The sequence below is a fragment of the Aeromonas sp. SCS5 genome (assembly GCF_001887375.1).
In the GTDB taxonomy this organism is placed as follows: domain Bacteria; phylum Pseudomonadota; class Gammaproteobacteria; order Enterobacterales; family Aeromonadaceae; genus Aeromonas; species Aeromonas jandaei.
In genome coordinates, this window is sequence record NZ_LFCS01000007.1 from 194613 (window position 1) to 212246 (window position 17634).

The following is a 17634-nucleotide window of genomic DNA, read 5'->3' on the forward strand; positions in this document are numbered from 1 at the left end:
TCAGGTATCTGTCTTGCCACCGGAAGATGTAACCATAGTATCCCTCCCGTGCCAGTGAGTGGTTGCAAAGTAGCCACTTATTTCGGTTGTTTTTGCAATAGTTCACCCTTAACCTAGGAAAAGTGGATTAGTCATTGCAACGAGGAAGGGGTAATGCTGAAACTGGATCGCATAGACAGACACATTCTGGAACTGATGCAGGAGAATGGCCGCATCAGCAATCTCGAACTGGCCGAGCTGGTGGGGCTCTCGCCGTCACCCTGCTCCCGTCGGGTCAAGGCGCTGGAGGATGCCGGTCTCATCGACACCCACGTCACCCTGCTCAATGCCCGCCAGCTTGGTCTCACCCTCACCGCCTACATTCATATCTCCATGGACCGACACACGCCGGAGCGGTTCGAAAACTTCGACCGTGCCATCAGCGAGCTGCCCGAAGTGCTCGAATGTGATCTCATCACCGGCAACGATGCCGACTACCAGCTCAAGGTGGTGGTGCGCGACATGGAGCACTACCAGCACTTCCTGCTGGACAAGCTGACCCATATTCCGGGGGTGACCGGTGTGCGCTCCAGCTTCGTGCTGCGCCGCATCAAGCACAAGACGGCGCTGCCGCTCAACCACCTCGGCTAACGGCGGGGCGACCAAAGCAAAAGAGGAGGCCAATGCCTCCTCTTTGTTTAACCGGTTGCCGGTCAGACGGCCACTTCGCGGACCTGCTCCACCTGCAGCAGCCAGCCGCTCTGATCCTGTTGCGGCGCACCGCTTACCCGCAGCCGTTCGCCGGCGGGCACCCAGGCCCCGTCGGGCAGGGAGACCTGCAGACTCTCGCTGCCGTTGTCGAACAGCCAGCGATTTTCGCCAAGCGATTCAATCAGATAACCTTCCATCTCCACTCTGGATCCGGTTTGCCAGGATGGCGCAACGGAATCACGGCTCTCGATGAAATCCCCCTGAACACCAAAACTGGCTAGCCCCCACAGAATGGAGAGCCCGACCAATGATGACTCCATCTTGTCTCTCCTCTTTTGGAACTGTGGGGCCAGTATGGGAAGAGAAAACTGAGCGCTCTATGAACAAAACCGCAAAGTGGAACCGGGATCGCTAAAAAATCGATATCCGGTACCACTTTCGTCATTTTATGGCGCAGAGATCACACTCTCTGGCGGCTTGCTCCGTAGTGGCGGTCGTTGCTGGCGTATCTCTCTGCGGGCCGTTTTTGCGGTTGATGGCGTGCAGCGCCTCCGGCAGGCTTGTCCTGCCCGTTTATCCGCCCTAAGGTAGGCCGTTTTCATTGCGCCATCGAGGAGGCTCGCTCATGTCCACCCCCTATCCCCGCGTCGGTGTCGGCGTCATCCTGACCAACCGCGACGGTCTGGTGCTGCTTGGCAAGCGCAAGGGGAGCCACGCCCCCTACTGGTCCATCCCGGGCGGTCATCTCGAGCTGGGTGAAAGCTTCGAATCGGCGGCGATCCGCGAAGTGGCCGAAGAGACCGGGCTGGCGATCAGCGCGCCCGAGGTGGTGGCGGTGACCAACAATCTGGAGACCTGGCGCGAGAGCGGCCTGCACTATATCTCGGTCACCCTGCTGGCCGAGGTAGAGGGGGAGCCCCAATTGCTGGAGCCGGAGAAGTGCGAAGGCTGGGTCTGGTGCGATCCGCGCGCGCTGCCCGAACCCCACTTCGATGCCAGTCGCCAGTCGATCGCCTGCTGGCTGGCGGGGCGCTGCTATCTGCCAAGTGATGTGGCCATGGTGTCGGCCGGATCAGCCTGATTGTCATAAAAAGATCATCGCGCTGTCATATTATCTCCTCTCCATCGGCGTGAAAGGGACGGGAGCAGCAGCGTGGGCGAGGTCTTTTGGCGGTTTTTGTGGTTGGGATGCGTCAGTTTTGGCGGCCCGGCCGCCCATATCGGGTATTTCCAGCGCACCTTTGTCCAGCGTCTGGGCTGGCTGGAGCAAAGCGAGTTTGCCCGCCTGCTGGCGCTCTGCCAGCTGCTGCCGGGGCCAGCCTCCAGCCAGCTTGGCTTTGCCATCGGCCGCTATCGTGCCGGTCTGGGCGGGGCGCTGGCCGCCTTTGTCGGTTTCACCCTTCCCTCTTTTATCCTGCTGCTGGTGGCCGCCCTCGGGGTGGCGCTGGTGGGCAGCAATCTCTGGCTGGCGAGCGCCCTGCACGGCCTCAAGCTGCTGGCGCTGCTCGTGGTGGCCGATGCCGTGCTCGCCATGAGCCGCCAGTTCTGCGGCAACCGCTTGGCTCAGGGGATCATGGTGGCAACTGCCGCCGCGCTCTGGTGGCAGCCCGGCCTGCTGACCCAGCTGGGGATGCTGGCGCTCGCCGCGCTGCTCTCGGCCCGCTTCCAGCGCGGGGAGGGGGCACAAGGGGCTGCCGAGTCACGATTGGCCACCACCAGTCAGCCAAACTGGCTGCTTCTGCTGCTCTTTGCCGCCCTTTTTTTTGGCCTGCCGCTGCTGGGTGGCCCCCTCGGCCAGCTGGTGGCCGACTTCTATCGGGCGGGCGCGCTGGTCTTTGGTGGTGGCCACGTGGTGCTGCCGCTGCTGGCCGAGAGCGTGGGTCACACCCTCAGCGAGCAGCAGTTCCTGACCGGTTACAGTCTGGCCCAGCTGGTGCCGGGCCCCATGTTTACCCTTGCCACCTACCTTGGCGCCCAGCTGTTGCCCGGGACGCCGCTGCTCGGGGCCTTGTCGGCGACGCTGGCGCTCTTTGCGCCCGGCTTTCTGTTGCTCTGGGCGGTGGGGCCTTGCTGGCAGCAGTGGCTGGCGCGGCCCCGTCTGGCGGGGGCAGTCGCTGGCATCAATGCCGCCGTGGTGGGGCTCTTGCTGGCCGCGCTCTATCAGCCGGTGTGGCAGAGCGCCGTGCTGGCACCGACCGATCTGGCGCTGGCAGTTATCGGCTTTTATCTGTTGCGGGTAGTGAAGCTGCCGGTGCCGGCCATCGCAGGGTTGCTGGTACTGGCGGCTCTGTTGCAGGTGTGACGGGAATGTTCCCTGCTGCGCTTTTCAATGGATGTCGCTTGGCGTTTCGCTGTTAACAGTCCATAGCGGATCGGGCGCTGGCCTGTGGCGGCAGCCGACATGCCGCGAAAGGCGAGGGAGGCTGTGACTGGCTTGGTATAAGGAAAAATTGGGTCATGCAGCAAAAATCCATAAATCAAATTTATAGTGTTGGTTTGGCGGTGCGGCAGGCTCCGGGGGCGGTGATCGCCGCTTACAGAGGGCTCCCGATCCTGTCAGGCAGATACAGAAACGGCGCCTCCATGATGGAGGCGCCGTTTCTGTATCTGGTCGGGCTCAGGCGTCCGGCTCGAAGTCGAGGCTCAGGCTGTTGACACAATAGCGCTGGCCGGTCTCGGTCGGCCCGTCGGGGAAGACGTGACCGAGGTGGGAGCCGCACTGGCTGCAGGTGATCTCCACCCGCTTCATGCCGTGGCTGTTGTCCTCGGTGTAGGTCACGGTTCCCTCGATGGCGCGGTCGAACGAGGGCCAGCCGCAGCCGGAGTCAAACTTCGCATCCGAGTGGAACAGCACGCTCTTGCAGCAGACGCAGAGGTAGTCGCCACTCTTGCGATTGTGAAGCAGGGCGCCGCTGTAGGGGCGCTCGGTGCCCTTCTCCCAGCAGACATGAAACTGCTCGGCGCTCAGCTTGCTGCGCCACTGTTCCGGGTTGTTACTGCTCATACCGACTCCTTGCCATCAATAACGGAACCCAGCATAGCGACTCCGTAAAGCTGACTCCAGCATGCTTGTTATGGTTTGCCCGGATCTGTGATCGGGGTTTCAGCCATGTCCGCACTGGATGCCGGTAGCTGCGCCTGCTCCGGTGGCTGGGCATCCTCTGCCGTACAGGCCAGTGCCACCCGCTCCAGCAGCTTGAGGGAGTGGGCGCGGCCGACCGCCACCTGACGTTTGATATCGTCGGGCAGGAACGGCAGCCCGTCGTTGGTGGCGGTGTCGATGGTCTGGATCCACTCCAGCCCTTCCCCCGGTGGTGGCAGGCGGAACTGGATGTCGTAGTCGCTGGCGTTGAACAGCACGTACCAGCGCTCGCCGACGCAGTTGATCATGCCGATATCCATGGCAAACGCCTGCCCCATGGGAGCGTGCCAATCCTGATCGGTGAGCTGGTGGCCATCCGGGTGATACCAGTTGACCTGATGGCAGCTGGTGGCGGTGCCGTGCCAGCTGTCATCGCTCAGTTGCAGGTTGGAGAAGACGGTGGACTCCACCCGCAGCGCCATCATCTGCTGGGTGAAGGCGAACAGCCGCTCATCCTCCGGGCGCCACTGCCAGTTGACCCAGCTGATCTGGTTGTCCTGACAGTAGGCGTTGTTGTTGCCAAGCTGGCTGCGGCCCATCTCGTCGCCGGCGAGGAAGTGCGGGGTGCCCTGGGAGAGCAGCAGGGTGGCGATCAGGTTGCGCTTCTGCTGCTGGCGCAGGTTGTTGATGCGCGGATCCAGGGTCGGCCCCTCGACGCCGTGATTGCTGGAGAGGTTGTTGCCGTGGCCGTCGCGGTTATCCTCGCCGTTGGCCTGATTGTGGCGCTGGTTGTAGGAGACCAGATCCTCCAGGGTGAAGCCGTCGTGATAGCAGAGGTAGTTGACACTGGTGTGGGGCGAGCGCCAGTTTTTCGGGAAGAGATCTCGCGAGCCGACCAGCCGGGTGGCAAAGTCACCCATCTTGCCCGCATCGCCGCGCCAGAAGGAGCGCACCGTGTCGCGGTAGCGGTCGTTGATCTCCAGCCACTGGCTCGGGAACTGGCCGAGGCGATAGCCGAAGGGGCCGATATCCCAGGGTTCGGCGATGAGCTTGACCTGTGACAGCACGGGGTCGGCCATCACCGCCTTGAAGAAGGCACCCATGGGGTCGAACTCGCCCGCTTCGCGGGCCAGCGTCACCGCCAGATCGAAGCGGAAGCCATCCACCTGCATCTCGGTCACCCAGTAGCGCAGGGCATCGAGCACCAGTCGCAGGGTGTTGGGGTGATCCAGATTGACGCTGTTGCCACAGCCGGTGACGTTGGCGTGGCGGGTGTAATCGGGGCCGTGGGAGCCCGCCTCGAAGGCGTAGTAACCGGCGTTGTCAAAGCCCTTGAAGGAGAGCATGGGGCCGTCGAAGCCCGACTCGGCGGTGTGGTTGTAGACCACATCCAGAATGACCTCGAGCCCGGCCCGGTGCAGCTCGCGCACCATGGTCTTGAACTCGGTCACGGCATCGTCTTGTCTGGTGCCGTAACGGGGCTCGGGGGCAAAAAAAGCGATGGGGTTGTAGCCCCAGTAGTTGGTCAGTCCCAGCTCTTCCAGCCGGGGCTCCGACATGAAGGCGGCCACCGGCATCAGCTGCAGCGAGGTGATGCCGAGGGACTTCATGTGTTCGATCATCAGCGGGTGGCAGATGCCAAGATAGGTGCCCTGCAGCTCCTTGGGGATCCCCGGGTGCTGGCGGGTAAAGCCCTTGACGTGGGCCTCGTAGAGAATGGTGCGCGAGTGGCAGATGGCCGGTTTGCTCACCCCCTGCCAGTCAAAGGCGTCATCCACCACCAGCGACTTGGCGATCATGGCGGCGCTGTCACCCTGATAGAGGGCGTTGTCCCAGTAGGTGGGGCGGCTCACCGCCCGGGCATAAGGGTCAATCAGCAGCTTTTGCGGGTCGAACAGCATCCCCTCCTGGGGGATGCCATAAACCCGGTAGCCGTAGCGCTGGCCTGCTTGCACGCCGCTGACATAGCCAAAACGATACTGGCCGCGGCGGCCGGGCAGCTCGAGGCGCGCCAGCTCCTGCTCCTGTTCGTCGAACAGACAGAGTTCCACCTTGTCCGACTGGGGAGCCCAGACGCAGAAGTTGCAACCGTTCTCGTCAAGACGGGCCCCCAGCGGGTAGCCCGACCCTTTTTCCATTACCAGCATCAGGACTCCTGTTTGATGAACAAGGTCGCCAGTGGCGGCAGATCCAGCACTATGCTGTGTGCCATCCCCTGCCAAGGGGTCGGCTCGGCCGCGAAGACCAGACCCACATCATAGTTGCTGCCCCAGTAATACTCGCTGTCGGTATTGAGCACCACACGATAGTGGCCCGCCGCCGGTACGCCAATCCGGTATTCGATGCGCGGCACCGGGGTGAAGTTGCACGCCACCATGATGGCCTGTTTGCCCTCTTTATCCGCCCGCAGCCAGGCAAAGATGCTGTTGTCGGCATCGTTGTGATCCAGCCAGCGGAAGCCGTTCTGCTCATAGTCCGCCTGATACAAGGCAGGCTCATGACGGTAGAGGTGGTTGAGATCGTGGATCAACCGCTGCTGGCCGCCGTGCTTGGGATATTGCAGCAGGTGCCAGGGCAGCTGGGCATCGTGGTTCCACTCGTTGCTCTGGGCAATTTCGGTGCCCATGAAGTTGAGCTTCTTGCCCGGGTGGCCGTACATGAAGCCCATGTAGGCGCGCAGGTTGGCGGCCTGCTGCCACTCGTCGCCCGGCATCTTGTAGAGCATGGAGTGCTTGCCGTGTACCACCTCGTCGTGAGAGAGCGACAGGATGAAGTTCTCGTCATAGTGGTAAACCATGGAGAAGGTCATGTCGTTGTGGTGGTAGCGACGGTGGATCGGCTCTTTCTGCATATAGGTGAGGGTGTCGTGCATCCAGCCCATATTCCACTTGAAGCCAAAACCCAGGCCACCGAGGAAGGTGGGACGGGAGACCCCGGCAAAGGCGGTGGACTCTTCGGCGATGGTCATGGTGTGGGGGTACTTGCGATAGACCTCCTCGTTGGTCCACTTGAGCAGGCTGATCGCCTCGTAGTTGTGGTTGCCGCCATCGACGTTCGGTACCCACTCGCCGGCGTTGCGGGAGTAATCCAGATAGAGCATGGAGGCGACTGCATCGACCCGCAGACCGTCGATGTGGAACTTGTCGAGCCAGAACAGGGCGCTCGCTACGAGGAACTGGCGCACGGTGTTGCGGCCGAAGTCGTAGATGTAGGAGTTCCAGTCCGGGTGCCAGCCACGGCGCGGATCTTCGTACTCATAGAGCGGGGTGCCGTCGAAACGGGCCAGGCCGTGAGCGTCGGACGGGAAGTGGGCGGGTACCCAATCCAGAATGATGCCGATCCCGGCCTGGTGGCACTGGTCAACGAAGTATTTGAAATCATCAGCCGTGCCGTAGCGGCTGGTGGGGGAGAACATGCCCACCGGCTGGTAGCCCCAGGAGCCGCTGAAGGGGTGCTCGGAGACCGGCAGCAGCTCGATGTGGGTGTACTCCATCTCCTTGATGTAGGTGACCAGCTCCACCGCCAGCTCGCGCCAGCTCAGGCTGTCGCCGTTGGGGTGACGCTTCCAGGAGCCGACGTGCAGCTCATAGATGGAGAGCGGCTGCTCGCGCTTGTCGTTGAGCTGGCTCTCGCGCCAGGCGGCATCCTGCCACTGGTACTGGTCGTGGTCATAGACCACGGAGGCGAACGAGGGGTACTGCTCGCAGTAGAAGCCGACCGGGTCGCTCTTGTGCGGCAGCCGGTTGCCCATGGGATCTTTAAGTTCGAACTTGTAGCGATCCCCGGCCTTGATGCCCGGCACGAACAGCACCCAGTGACCGCACTGGCTGCGCTCCATCGGGTGGCGACGGCCATCCCAGAAGTTGAAATCGCCGATCAGACTCACCGAGGTGGCGCTCGGCGCATAGACCGCAAAACGGACCCCTTCCACCTGCTGACCGAGATGCTCCACGGTGCGCAGCTGGGCGCCAAGGGTGTGGTAGAGGTTTTCCGGCTGGGCGGTCAGTTCGGCAAGACCCGACCAGGCGGCATCCTGAAGCTGGTAGGGGTCGATCACTTCGGCAGTCGCTTCTGCGTAACTGACGAGCAACTGGTAGGGGAAGGCGTTCTTGCGGCGGGTGAAAACAGTTTCAAAAAGACCCGATTCATCGGTGGGCGCCAGGGTGGCAACAACTTTGCCCGACTTGAGATCCTTGACGCGAACTTCAACGGCATCAGGCAACCAGGCAGTCAGTTTGAGGCCGGGCCCATCCGGATTGGCCTGCAGGCCTAAGTGTGAGAAGGGATCGGAACAGCGGGCAGCAACCAAACGTTCAACGAGCATCGAGATTTCCTTTCATGACAGAGCGTCCGCTCCGGCCTGAGCCGGAGCGGATTTAAGTGAGTCGGCTGTAGCGGACAACCGCTCAACGACTGGCCTCATCACGGGCGCGGCTCATCTTGCCGGCCAGTGCCTTGAGTGCCTCATTGGCAAAAATATCTTCCAGGTCGGTGGAGAGCTTGCGGCGCCAGTTGGGGTATTCGTAACTGGTGCCCGGTACGTTGACCGGCTTGTCCATCTCCAGCCAGTCTTCCAGCTGGGTACTGAACAGGGCGCAGCTGCCACGGGACATGTGGATCTGCAGACCGTGGTTGAGTTCGGTATTCATACCGACCCAGTTCACGTCATGGCTGATGCTCTCGGGGATGACACCGTGGCCATGCAGGCTGTCGAGGATCCGCTGTTTGGCCTGGTGGCGATCAGCATACAGACTCTTCAGCACATCTTCATCTGGATACAAACCCAGTTGGCGGCCCAGCGCCAGGTCATCGCAGTGCCAGAAGCCCTTGAGGGTTGGCATGTCGTGAGTGGTCAGGGCAGACATCGCCTGCTCGGCATAGTGAGCCGGAGAGATGAAGCCGCCATCGGCCTTGGAGCGCTCGAAGAAGAACACCTTGTAGGAGTGGACGCCGTTCTCCTTCAGGGTCACATCGATCCCCTCCGGCACGGTACCCAGATCTTCGCCGATCAGCAGGCACTGGTTGCGGTGGGATTCGAGAGCCAGGATGCCCAGCAGATCGTTGACCGGATAGTAGATGTAGGCGCCCTTGGCGGCAGACTCTCCGGGCGGCACCCACCACAGGCGCAGCAACGCCATCACGTGGTCGATGCGCAGTGCACCACAGGAGCGCATGTTGGCACGGAACAGATCCACCATCGGCTGGTAGGCCGCTTCGAACAGCCTGTTCGGGTTCATCGGGGGCAGACCCCAGTTCTGACCAAGCGGGCCGAGGATATCGGGCGGCGCACCGACCGAGGCTTTCGGGCAGTAGAGATCCTGGTTGGCCCAGATCTCGGTGGAGCCTTCGGAGACGCCAACCGCCAGATCGCGGTAGATCCCCATCACCATGCCGGCAGCCTTGGCACGGGCATCGGCTTGCGCCAGCTGCTCGTCGGCCAGGAATTGCAGGTAGAGGTAGAAATTCACATCCTGCTGGTGTTCGGCCATCCACTTGGCAACGGCGGGATTGTGGTAGTTGCGGAACTGCTCCGGCCATACCGGCCAGCCCCAGGCATTCTCGCCCTTGCCATAGAAATAGGCTTGCAGGGCATCGAACGCAGCCTGCTGTTGCAGGCTGTCGCCACCGGCGGCGACGAAGGCATCGAAGGCGGCCTGACGCTCGGCGCTCAGGGTGGCATCGTCGAACACCTGACGCAGCATGCCAATCTTGGTCTCGACGACGCCGGTGTAATCGACGTTCTCTTTGGCGCGCAGATCGGCCAGATGCTGCTGGAAGGCGGGGCTCGCCACGTCAGCTTTCAGGCGCGCATTGCTCTGGAATTCGGGCACCGCTTCCACATTGATGTAGGCCACGTTGAGCCAGCGACGGGAAGAGGGGCTGTAGGGACTGGCGCTCTCCGGGTTGGCCGGATAGAGGGCGTGGATGGGGTTGAGGCCGACGAAGTGGGCACCCCAGTCGGCCGCTTTCTCGACCAGCTGGCCGAGATCGCTGAAATCGCCGATACCCCAGTTGTGGCGGCTGCGCAGGCAGTAAAGCTGCACGCTCGGGCCCCACACCTTGCGACCATTGGCGATAGGTGCCTGCTTGTAGCACGCCTTGGGTGCAACGATGAGGCGCATGGTGGCCAGCGGCTCGTCGTTGCCATCTTCCAGCAACACCAGCTCGTGATAACCCAGTTCCGGAGCCATCTCCAGCGTCACGCGGTAGGCTTGGCACTCCATCTCTTCAAATTCGGCCACGCCAACCAGCTCGCCCTCGATGGGGGTGAACTGGCCTGAGAGCTCGCCGCCCTGCTCCAGCTTGAGCTGCCAGGTGAGGGCGTCATTGACGAATTCGATGGGGAGGCGGACTTCGAGCGTGATGGCGTCACCGGTGCGAACCACCATGACGGGATCCAGCGCTCGCAGCCAGTGCTGGCGATGTTCCTCTTCCAGCTGCTGCATCAGGGCTGCTTCGTCATCGACGCGATAGCCCATTGCGCCCAGCATGGCAGCCTTGCTCTCTTCGGATACCTGAGCCGGCTGGCCCCAGGCATCGACATACTCGCTGGCAATGCCTTTTGCGGCAGCCAGCTGTTCAATCAGGGTGGTCATAGTTTGAGAATTCCCGCTGTGGATTCTATCTATACTATTTTGTTTGATTTTTATGGGGTGGTACTTGAACAGTGGCTCTATGGGCCATGCTAAACCGCGCACATTTTTACATATCCATCATCACGGTTGTGTGACGTGGCAGGCACTATTGTCGATCTCCGGGCGATGCAACAACTGACCTCTTTTTCGACAAAACGTGGTAATCAGTTACATAAACAGAAAATAAATTTCACAGTTTTTCATGATATAGCGCAATTTCAGACAGAATGTTGGTTGACTCACCAGAGAGTTCTAGTAAATTTACAAGCGGAATTTTCTTTGACTACTGAACAGTTAGGTAACTAAATATGACTATCAAAGTAGGTATTAACGGTTTTGGCCGTATCGGTCGTTTCGTATTCCGTCTGGCTTGCGAGCGTTCTGACATCGAAGTTGTTGGTATCAACGACCTGATCGATGTTGACTACATGGCTTACATGCTGAAGTACGACTCTACCCACGGTCGTTTCAAGGGTACCGTTGAAGTTAAAGACGGCAACCTGGTTGTAAACGGCAAAACCGTACGTGTTACCGCTGAGCGTGACCCGGCCAACCTGCGTTGGAACGAAATCGGTGTTGACGTTGTTGCCGAAGCTACCGGTCTGTTCCTGACCGACGAGACTGCTCGCAAGCACATCGCTGCCGGTGCCAAGAAAGTTGTTCTGACTGGCCCGTCCAAAGACGCGACCCCGATGTTCGTAATGGGCGTTAACCACGCTACCTATGCTGGCCAGGACATCGTTTCCAACGCTTCCTGCACCACCAACTGCCTGGCTCCGATCGCCAAAGTACTGAACGACACCTTCGGTATCGAATCCGGTCTGATGACTACCGTTCACGCTACCACTGCTACCCAGAAGACCGTTGATGGTCCGTCTGCCAAAGACTGGCGCGGTGGCCGCGGCGCGGCTCAGAACATCATCCCGTCCTCTACCGGTGCTGCCAAGGCTGTTGGCGTAGTTATCCCGGAACTGAAAGGCCTGCTGACCGGTATGGCTTTCCGTGTTCCGACTCCGGACGTGTCTGTTGTTGACCTGACCGTTAACCTGAAGAAAGCTGCCACCTACGCAGAAATCTGCGAAGCGATGAAAGCTGCTTCCGAAGGCTCCATGAAGGGCGTTCTGGGCTACACCGAAGACGAAGTTGTATCTACCGACTTCCTGGGTGAGCGTCAGACCTCCGTATTCGACGCCAAAGCTGGTATCCAGCTGACCGACAAGTTCGTTAAAGTTGTATCCTGGTACGACAACGAAATGGGCTACTCCAGCAAAGTTCTGGACCTGATCGCTCACATCACCAAGTAATTTGGGATGCGCAATCGCGTAGCTTGAAAAAAGGCGGCCATGGGCCGCCTTTTTGTTTTCCGGTTTCCCTGATGACAGGAGTCCTCATGCAATCCATTCGTCCCCTGACAGCCAGCTGCCAGCTCGCCAACAATGCAGCCGGCCTGCCCGTTCTCACCGTCAACAACGACTATGCCAAGGCCGAGATCAGCCTGTTTGGTGGTCACGTGCTCACCTATCAGCGCCATGGTGAGCCAGCCTCCATCTGGTTGAGCGACAAGGCGGTGCTGGATGGCAGCAAGCCGATCCGTGGCGGTATTCCGCTTTGCTGGCCCTGGTTTGGCCCGGCGCCGGCCCGTGTCGGTAGCGGCAAGCCCTCCCACGGTTTTGCCCGCACCACCCTCTGGATGCTGGACGGGGTCTCCGACCATGCCGACGGCACGCTCGTCCATCTCTCTCTGCGCGACAGCGACGCCACCCGTGCCCTGTGGGATCACGCCTTCGAGCTGGAGCTGGATGTGCTGGTCGGCAAGGAGCTCTCGCTGGTGCTGACCACTCGCAATACCGGTAGCCAGCCGCTGGTCTATAGCGGGGCGCTGCACACCTATTTGCAGATCAGCGCACCGGAGGCGGTGAGCGTCACCGGCCTTGGCGAGCCCTATGCCGACAAGCTGACCGGTCTGAATGGCCAGCAGCAGGGGGCGTTGACCCTGAACGGGCCGCTGGATCGGGTCTACTGGCAGCCTGAGGCGCTGGTACGCGTACAGGATGGCGAGCGCGAGATCCGGGTGGTAAGTGGCAACCATGACAGCACAGTGGTCTGGACCCCCTGGCTGGAAGGGGCTACCGCCATGGCCGACATGAGCGATGACGGCTATCGCACCATGCTCTGTGTCGAAGCCGCCATTGCTGGCGACGCGGGGGTGGCCGTCGCGCCGGATGAGGAGCACAGCTTCTCTACCGTGCTCATCTGAGCAGGATGAAGTTCAGCTAAATAAAGAGGGCTCCCGCGGGAGCCCTCTTTGCATCTCGTTATCCCGGCAATCAGGCGTTTCCCCGGGTTTTCAATTTGAGTTCGGCAGCGAAGTTGAGCATGCGGTCGAGCGGGATGAGGGCCTTTACCCGCAGCGCTTCATCGACATGGATCTCGTGGCGCTCGGCTCCATCGGTCAGCGCCTCCTTGATCGCCACCAGACCGTTCATTGCCATCCAGGGGCAGTGGGCACAACTGCGGCAGGTGGCGCCATCACCACCGGTGGGGGCTTCTACCATCTCTTTCTCCGGACAAGCCTGCTGCATCTTGTAGAAGATGCCCCGGTCGGTCGCCACGATCAGCTTCTGCTGGGGCAGCTCTTTGGCTGCCTTGATCAGCTGGCTGGTGGAGCCGACCGCATCGGCCAGCTCGATCACCGAGGCGGGGGATTCCGGGTGAACCAGCACGGCAGCGTCCGGATTCTGCTCTTTCAGCTCGCGCAGGGCGCGGGCCTTGAACTCGTCGTGGACGATGCAGTGGCCCTGCCAGCGCAGCATCTGGGCGCCGGTCTTCTTCTCGATATAGGCACCCAGATGGCGATCCGGGCCCCAGATGATCTTGTGACCCAGACTGTCAAGGTGTTCGACGATCTCGAGCGCGATGCTGGAGGTAACGACCCAGTCAGCCCGCGCTTTGACCGCAGCCGAGGTATTGGCGTAGACCACTACGGTATGATCCGGGTTGGCATCGCAGAACGCGGAGAACTGCTCGATGGGGCAGCCCAGATCGAGCGAGCATTCGGCCTCCAGCGTCGGCATCAGCACCCGCTTGTGGGGGCTCAGGATCTTGGAGGTTTCGCCCATAAAGCGCACCCCGGCGACGATCAGGGTCTGAGCCTCGTGATCGCGGCCAAAACGGGCCATCTCCAGCGAGTCACCAACAAAACCGCCAGTGGCTTCGGCCAGCGCCTGGATCTCGGGATCCGTGTAGTAGTGGGCTACCAGCACCGCCTTGCGCTCCTTGAGCAGTGCCTTGATCTCTGTCGTCAGGGCGGCTCTCTGCTCGGCACTCAGGGGCTGCGGTTTGGCCGGAAAGGGGTAGTCCATTTCGACTACCGGTGGGATACTGCTCAGTGCATTGCTCATTTGCGACTGTTCCATCAACGCTCGGGAAGGCAAAAATTATAACCAGAAGCCGGCTGCAAACCCATCAACAAATCGGGTGAGTGGCAAGTAGGGGAATATACTCAACTTATTCGTTGTTACTCTTGCCATAAGGAGTTGCCGCATGAAGCAACGTTCACTCAAGTTCAAGCTCTTGTGTCTGACCATGGGGCTCTTTCTCCTCACCGGTCTGGCCATGACCTTGCTGCAATCGGCCTCTTTCAGTTCTCTTCGTACCATGGTGATGACCCAGACCAGCGATGCGCTGGAGCAGGAGGTCTCCCACAGCCTGCAATATCAGGCTGAGCGCTATGCCATCCAGATATCCTCTCTGATGCAGAACTCCTACCAGATCCCCCTGACGGTCACTGCCCAGATTGAAGCGGCCATGGCCAAACCGGAACAGCGCTTGTCACGGCCACAGGTGGAGTCGCTGCTTGGCAGCAGCTTGCAGCAGGCGAGCGGGATCAGCTCCATCTATGCCCAATTTGAGCCGAACGGTTACGATGGCGAGGACGCCAACTGGGTGGCCGGAGCCAGCCACTCGGTGGCGGGCAAGGGGAGCCTGGAGGTTTATTTCACCAAGGGTCAGGGGGGCGCCGTTACCCAGCAGCCGATCGATGCGGCTGCCAGCGAGGCAAAGTTCGATACATCCCTCAACGAATTTGGCATCCGCAATAGCGAGTGGTATCTCTGTGGCCGCGATACCCGCCAACCCTGCCTGATGGAGCCCTACCTCTACGAGATAAGCCCGGGCAACAAGATGCTGATGACCAGTCTGACCGTGCCCGTTCTTCACGACGGCAAATTTGTCGGTCTGACCGGGGTCGACATGAACCTGCCCATCTTCCAGCAACTGGCCGAAACGCTGGGCAAGAGCCTTTATGACAACAAGGCGGATGTCACCATCGTCAGCAAGATGGGGTTGATTGTGGGCAGCAACCGCTACGCCAACAAGCTGGGTCGTCCGCTCAAGGAGGTGGGCCTAGCCCTGCCGACTGGCCAGCCGGTCAGCAGTGACAGTGACTTTATCCTCGAGCAGCCGATCCGGGTTGATGTCGCCAATGCCCAGTGGTGGCTGATGATCAAGGTGCCCAAGGCGCTGGCGCTGAGCAAGGCGCGCAGCATCAGCAGCGATCTGGGCGCCCTGCTGCAGGGTGCCCAGCAGCAGCAGGTGATGGCCATGGGAGTCATCACGCTGCTGGTGCTTGGCCTGCTGATCTGGTTTATCCAGACCATTACTGCGCCGCTGGCTCTGATCAGCCGTCATGTTTCTCACCTCTCCAGCAACGAGGGGGACCTGACCCAGAAGATAGAGATTGATACTCACGCAGAACTGATAGAGCTGGGAAGGCATCTCAACGCTTTCCTTGGCAAGCTGCGTGGCATGGTGCAGAGCAGCAAGGAGATAGGGCAGCAGGTTAACGATCAGGCCAGAGGCATGAAGCAGACCGCCAACACCATGCGCCAGAGTCTGGATGAACAGCATCTGGAGCTGGAGAGTGTGGTCAGTGCCATGCACGAGATGAGCACTACCGCGGTCAGCGTCGCAGGCTATGCCGAGCAGGCTGCCGAGGAGTCGGAGGCTGCGACCCATCACATCAACAGTGCCCAGCAGACCTTGAGCAATGCGCGGCAGGAGATCCATACCCTGGTTGAGGATATGCACGAGGCTGACAAGGCGGTGGCACTGGTGGCCCAGCGCAGCGCCAATATCAGCCGGATCCTCGATGTGATCCGGGCCATCGCCGAGCAGACCAACCTGCTGGCTCTGAACGCCGCCATCGAGGCTGCCCGCGCTGGCGACATGGGGCGCGGTTTTGCGGTGGTAGCGGACGAGGTGCGGGCACTGGCGACCAAGACAAGGGCGTCAACCGACGAGATAGGTCAGTTGATTGGTAGCTTGCAGGCCGAGGTGAACAGTAGCCAGCGCCTGATGAATACCGGCATCGAGCGCTCCAGCTCTACCGTGCAGGGAACCGAGCAGGCATTCGAGGCGCTCAATCTGGTCGTCTCCCAGATCCAGCAGATCCACGACCATATCAGCCAGGTCGCTACGGCTGCCGAACAGCAGAGCGCCGTCAGCGACGACATCAACCAGAACCTGATGCGTATTGGCGACACCGCCAACGTGATTGGTCAGGAGGCCAATGCCAGCCATCAGCTCAGCGAAACGCTGGAGCAAGCGGCAACGGCGCTGGCCAGCCAGCTGGAGCGGCTGCGTACCTGATGGTGATGCAAACAAAAGCCCGCGATATCGCGGGCTTTTTTATGGCTTGCAGGCGGTCAGGAGAGCGGTTCAACCAGCAGGATATGGGAGTCGGCTCCCACCACTCTGACTTGGGTGCCTGCCGGCAGTGGCTGGCTGCAGCGCACCGTCCAGACCGTATCATCCAGATGCACCCGGCTGGAGCCCTGCACGACATCATCGATCAGGGTCAGCTCACGGCCCAGATAGCTCTGCATCCGCTCGTTGATGGGGGCGGCGGCATCCTTTCCGGAGCGATCCCGATTGTGCTGCCAGCGCCACCAGACCCAGGTGGTGAGCAGGGATTGCAGGGCGAACAGCAGCAGTTGTGCCTGCCAGCCGAAGGGCCAGACCAGCAGCAGCAGGCCCACCTCCAGCGCGGCGATGCCGGTCCAGAGCAGAAAACCCACCGACCCCAGCACCTCGATGGCCAGCAACACGAAGCCGAGCCCCAGCCAGTGCCAATGGGTCAGCCCCTCGAACAGGGTGATCATGACTTGCCGCCCTTGCCATCCTTGAATAGCTCGGCCATACCGGCCACGGCGCCAATCAGGCTGCCCGCTTCCAGCGGCATCATCACCACCTTGCTGTTGGGACCTTCACCGATGCGGGCCAGCGCTTCGGTATATTTCTGGGCTACGAAGTAGTTGATGGCCTGCAGATCCCCTTCGGCGATGGCCTTGGAGACCATGTGGGTCGCCTTGGCTTCTGCCTCGGCAGCCCGCTCGCGCGCTTCGGCGGCGAGGAAGGCGGCCTGACGCTCACCCTCGGCCTTGAGGATCTGGGACTGTTTCTCACCTTCCGCTTTCAGGATCTTGGACTGGCGCACCCCTTCGGCCTCCAGCACTTCGGCCCGTTTCTGGCGCTCGGCCTTCATCTGGGCGTTCATCGCTTCGACCAGTGCCAGCGGCGGGCGCACATCTTTAATTTCGATGCGGGTCACCTTGATACCCCAGGGGGCGGTGGCGGCATCCATGGTGCGCAGCAGTTTCTCGTTGATGGTGTCGCGCTGGGAGAGCATCTCGTCCAGCTCCATGGCGCCGAGCACGGTCCGCATATTGGTCATGGTGAGATTGCGTATAGCGCTGGTGAGATCGTTGACCTCGTAGCCCGCTTTGCGGGCATCCACCACCTGCACAAAGCTGATGGCGTCGATGGTGACGTTGGCGTTGTCGCGGGAGATCACCTCTTGTGCCGGGATGTCCAGCACCTGCTCCATCATGATGATCTTGTGGCCGACCCGATCCACATAGGGGATCAGCAGGTTGAGGCCCGGGGTCAGGGTGCGGGTGTAGCGGCCGAAGCGCTCGACAGTCCAGTTGAAGCCCTGTGGCACTATCTTGATGCCGGCACTCAGGGTTGCGATGACCAGAAATACAAAAATCCCTAGCACAATCAATGATTCGTTCATCATTAAGCTCCTTATGAAACACAGTCCATAGCCTAGGGTTTGCCCTTTGGCACTACAAGCGACTTTCGCTCTCTTTAGTCAGTAAATGGCTTTGCTAATTACCAAAGTGTCTTAAAAAGCATTTTTTATTATTTTGAGGGATAAGTGGC

The 17634-nt window shown here is 60.8% G+C and carries 14 protein-coding genes; 6 read left to right on the top strand and 8 right to left on the bottom strand.

Annotated elements, in window-relative coordinates:
* Positions 1 to 153: 153 nt before the first annotated feature.
* Complete coding sequence (locus BS300_RS10825; protein ID WP_005304871.1) at positions 154 to 630, top strand: Lrp/AsnC family transcriptional regulator; 477 nt, start codon at positions 154 to 156, stop codon at positions 628 to 630.
* A gap of 62 nt (positions 631 to 692) precedes the next feature.
* On the opposite strand, the gene BS300_RS10830 is transcribed toward BS300_RS10825, so the two are convergent.
* Positions 693 to 1010, bottom strand: a complete 318-nt coding sequence (locus BS300_RS10830; protein WP_041210257.1) for a hypothetical protein — start codon at positions 1008 to 1010, stop codon at positions 693 to 695.
* Positions 1011 to 1315: 305 nt separating this feature from the next.
* On the opposite strand from BS300_RS10830, the gene BS300_RS10835 reads away from it, so the two are divergent.
* Both BS300_RS10835 and chrA read left to right on the top strand, forming a co-directional pair.
* Positions 1316 to 1771 carry an NUDIX hydrolase gene (locus BS300_RS10835; RefSeq protein ID WP_071912674.1) on the top strand — a complete coding sequence of 152 codons (456 nt, stop codon included), beginning with the start codon at positions 1316 to 1318 and terminating at the stop codon, positions 1769 to 1771.
* A gap of 72 nt (positions 1772 to 1843) precedes the next feature.
* The gene (chrA, locus tag BS300_RS10840; protein ID WP_071912676.1) at positions 1844 to 2992 is read left to right on the top strand and encodes a chromate efflux transporter; all 1149 of its coding nucleotides are present in this window, start codon (positions 1844 to 1846) and stop codon (positions 2990 to 2992) included.
* 315 nt (positions 2993 to 3307) lie between these two features.
* Here chrA and msrB read toward each other — a convergent pair whose 3' ends face one another.
* From msrB to malQ, 4 genes are all read right to left on the bottom strand, one after another.
* Positions 3308 to 3694 carry a peptide-methionine (R)-S-oxide reductase MsrB gene (gene msrB / locus BS300_RS10845; RefSeq protein ID WP_071912678.1) on the bottom strand — a complete coding sequence of 129 codons (387 nt, stop codon included), beginning with the start codon at positions 3692 to 3694 and terminating at the stop codon, positions 3308 to 3310.
* A 68-nt stretch (positions 3695 to 3762) separates the two neighbouring features.
* Positions 3763 to 5919, bottom strand: a complete 2157-nt coding sequence (glgX, locus tag BS300_RS10850; RefSeq protein WP_071912680.1) for a glycogen debranching protein GlgX — start codon at positions 5917 to 5919, stop codon at positions 3763 to 3765.
* Positions 5919 to 8096, bottom strand: coding sequence for a 1,4-alpha-glucan branching protein GlgB (gene glgB, locus BS300_RS10855; protein WP_071912682.1), 2178 nt, complete (start codon positions 8094 to 8096; stop codon positions 5919 to 5921). Before glgB ends, glgX begins: the two co-directional genes overlap by 1 nt.
* A gap of 82 nt (positions 8097 to 8178) precedes the next feature.
* Entirely contained in the window at positions 8179 to 10368 is a 2190-nt protein-coding gene (malQ, locus tag BS300_RS10860) for a 4-alpha-glucanotransferase (RefSeq protein WP_071912684.1), read from the bottom strand.
* Between the two features lie 347 nt (positions 10369 to 10715).
* On the opposite strand from malQ, the gene gap reads away from it, so the two are divergent.
* Complete coding sequence (gap, locus tag BS300_RS10865) at positions 10716 to 11711, top strand: type I glyceraldehyde-3-phosphate dehydrogenase (protein WP_033113224.1); 996 nt, start codon at positions 10716 to 10718, stop codon at positions 11709 to 11711.
* 86 nt (positions 11712 to 11797) lie between these two features.
* Positions 11798 to 12664, top strand: a complete 867-nt coding sequence (locus BS300_RS10870; RefSeq protein ID WP_071912686.1) for a D-hexose-6-phosphate mutarotase — start codon at positions 11798 to 11800, stop codon at positions 12662 to 12664.
* Positions 12665 to 12734: 70 nt separating this feature from the next.
* On the opposite strand, the gene nadA is transcribed toward BS300_RS10870, so the two are convergent.
* Complete coding sequence (nadA, locus tag BS300_RS10875; RefSeq protein ID WP_071912688.1) at positions 12735 to 13808, bottom strand: quinolinate synthase NadA; 1074 nt, start codon at positions 13806 to 13808, stop codon at positions 12735 to 12737.
* A 142-nt stretch (positions 13809 to 13950) separates the two neighbouring features.
* Here nadA and BS300_RS10880 point away from each other — a divergent pair, with 142 nt between their 5' ends.
* A complete protein-coding gene (locus tag BS300_RS10880; RefSeq protein WP_071912691.1) occupies positions 13951 to 16056 on the top strand; it encodes a methyl-accepting chemotaxis protein in 2106 nt (701 codons plus the stop codon).
* A 56-nt stretch (positions 16057 to 16112) separates the two neighbouring features.
* Here BS300_RS10880 and BS300_RS10885 read toward each other — a convergent pair whose 3' ends face one another.
* Together BS300_RS10885 and BS300_RS10890 are read right to left on the bottom strand one after the other, a co-directional pair.
* The gene (locus tag BS300_RS10885; protein ID WP_071912692.1) at positions 16113 to 16568 is read right to left on the bottom strand and encodes an NfeD family protein; all 456 of its coding nucleotides are present in this window, start codon (positions 16566 to 16568) and stop codon (positions 16113 to 16115) included.
* Positions 16565 to 17485, bottom strand: coding sequence for an SPFH domain-containing protein (locus tag BS300_RS10890; protein WP_041210247.1), 921 nt, complete (start codon positions 17483 to 17485; stop codon positions 16565 to 16567). Before BS300_RS10890 ends, BS300_RS10885 begins: the two co-directional genes overlap by 4 nt.
* Positions 17486 to 17634 lie beyond the last annotated feature (149 nt).

Excerpts from the sequence above, each read along its gene's own strand:
- gap (WP_033113224.1), top strand. The coding sequence starts at position 10,716 with ATGACTATCAAAGTAGGTATTAACGGTTTTGGCCGTATCGGTCGTTTC.
- BS300_RS10835 (WP_071912674.1), top strand. The coding sequence starts at position 1,316 with ATGTCCACCCCCTATCCCCGCGTCGGTGTCGGCGTCATCCTGACCAAC.
- BS300_RS10870 (WP_071912686.1), top strand. The coding sequence starts at position 11,798 with ATGCAATCCATTCGTCCCCTGACAGCCAGCTGCCAGCTCGCCAACAAT.
- BS300_RS10825 (WP_005304871.1), top strand. The coding sequence starts at position 154 with ATGCTGAAACTGGATCGCATAGACAGACACATTCTGGAACTGATGCAG.
- msrB (WP_071912678.1), bottom strand. The coding sequence starts at position 3,694 with ATGAGCAGTAACAACCCGGAACAGTGGCGCAGCAAGCTGAGCGCCGAG.
- BS300_RS10885 (WP_071912692.1), bottom strand. The coding sequence starts at position 16,568 with ATGATCACCCTGTTCGAGGGGCTGACCCATTGGCACTGGCTGGGGCTC.
- nadA (WP_071912688.1), bottom strand. The coding sequence starts at position 13,808 with ATGAGCAATGCACTGAGCAGTATCCCACCGGTAGTCGAAATGGACTAC.
- malQ (WP_071912684.1), bottom strand. The coding sequence starts at position 10,368 with ATGACCACCCTGATTGAACAGCTGGCTGCCGCAAAAGGCATTGCCAGC.
- BS300_RS10890 (WP_041210247.1), bottom strand. The coding sequence starts at position 17,485 with ATGAACGAATCATTGATTGTGCTAGGGATTTTTGTATTTCTGGTCATC.
- BS300_RS10830 (WP_041210257.1), bottom strand. The coding sequence starts at position 1,010 with ATGGAGTCATCATTGGTCGGGCTCTCCATTCTGTGGGGGCTAGCCAGT.
- BS300_RS10880 (WP_071912691.1), top strand. The coding sequence starts at position 13,951 with ATGAAGCAACGTTCACTCAAGTTCAAGCTCTTGTGTCTGACCATGGGG.
- glgX (WP_071912680.1), bottom strand. The coding sequence starts at position 5,919 with ATGCTGGTAATGGAAAAAGGGTCGGGCTACCCGCTGGGGGCCCGTCTT.
- glgB (WP_071912682.1), bottom strand. The coding sequence starts at position 8,096 with ATGCTCGTTGAACGTTTGGTTGCTGCCCGCTGTTCCGATCCCTTCTCA.